This window comes from Lysinibacillus sp. TE18511 (assembly GCF_054062295.1).
Map to the genome: position 1 here is coordinate 1 of NZ_JBSSFD010000100.1, position 1,392 is coordinate 1,392.

Consider the following 1,392-nt stretch of genomic DNA (forward strand, 5'->3'; position numbering starts at 1 on the left):
TGAACTGCACCCCATTTGTTAGACACATCTAACAAGGAGGTGCGGTTTTTCTATGGCTAAAATGAGTCCTGAAGATAAATTAGCAGCGGTTCAACGATATGTAAATGGCAAGGAAAGTTCAAGAACAGTCGCTACGGATTTCGGTATTTCACATCGTTATTTATTAGGTTTAGTGAAACAATATCAGCACAATGGTGTAGAGGTTTTTGTCAGACGATATACAAACTATACAAAAGCATTTAAACTAGACGTACTTAACTATATGGCTGAACATGGTACGTCCTTTAATGAAACAGCTGCGCTCTTTAATATTGCAGGTGCGTCATCGATACAGAATTGGAAAAAACAATTCGAAACTTTAGGAGAAGATGCCCTTCAGCCAAAGAAAAAGGGGCGTCTATCCATGAAAAAAGAAACGAACAAACAATCAAAACAAGCACCAGTAGAAGGTTCACCTGAAGCACTTCAAGCAGAGATCAGCCGTCTACGCATGGAAAACGAGTATTTAAAAAAGTTGAATGCCTTAGTTCAAGCCAAGGAAAAATCACCAAAGAAGACAAAGTAAAGGTCATCTATGAATTAAGGCATAAATACTCGGTGAAGGCGCTTGTGGCATTCGCAGAAATCAAACGCAGCACGTACTATAATCTAGTGAAGAAGATGAATCGACCAGATCGAGACGCTGATTTAAAGGCCGACATTCAAGGGATTTACGACGAACACGAGGGTCGTTACGGCTACCGTCGTATTCGTGATGAGCTGGCGAATCGTGGGCAAAAGGTAAATCACAAGAAGGTTCAACGCATCATGAAAGAGCTTGGATTAAGGTGTTTAGTACGCATGAAAAAATATAAATCGTATAAAGGGACGGTTGGTGAAATCGCTCCAAATATTTTAGACCGCAATTTTACAGCAGAAGCACCAAATGAAAAATGGGCAACGGATATTACAGAGTTTAAATTATTTGGCGAGAAGCTTTATTTATCGCCTGTTTTAGATTTATTTAACGGCGAGATTATCACGTACACGATTGGCTCTAGACCGACATTTTTACTTGTTTCAGACATGTTAGAAAAGGCTTTAGACCGCTTACCTGCGGACCATCAGCTACTGATGCATTCCGATCAGGGCTGGCATTATCAAATGAAGCAATATCGCCATGCGCTCCAATCAAGAGGCATTGTGCAAAGTATGTCGCGTAAAGGCAACTGTTACGATAATTCAGTAATGGAGAATTTCTTTGGGATACTAAAATCAGAATTCCTTTACTTAAAAGAATTTGAAAGTATCGAGCACTTTAAAGAAAAGCTAGAAAAATATATACATTATTACAACACGAAACGAATTAAGGCAAAATTAAAATTGAGCCCGGTGCAATACCGAACGCAATTT

At 39.2% G+C, this 1,392-nt stretch carries 1 protein-coding gene; it reads left to right on the forward strand.

The genetic code is table 11. The annotated features are described in order from the left end of the window. Window positions 1–52 precede the first annotated feature (52 nt). A protein-coding gene (locus ACVWXS_RS25890; RefSeq protein WP_456960688.1) for an IS3 family transposase occupies window positions 53–1,392 on the forward strand; the annotation gives its coding sequence in 2 pieces (ribosomal slippage) (window positions 53–506 and window positions 506–1,392; 1,341 coding nt annotated over the 2 pieces). This gene is flagged as partial in the annotation.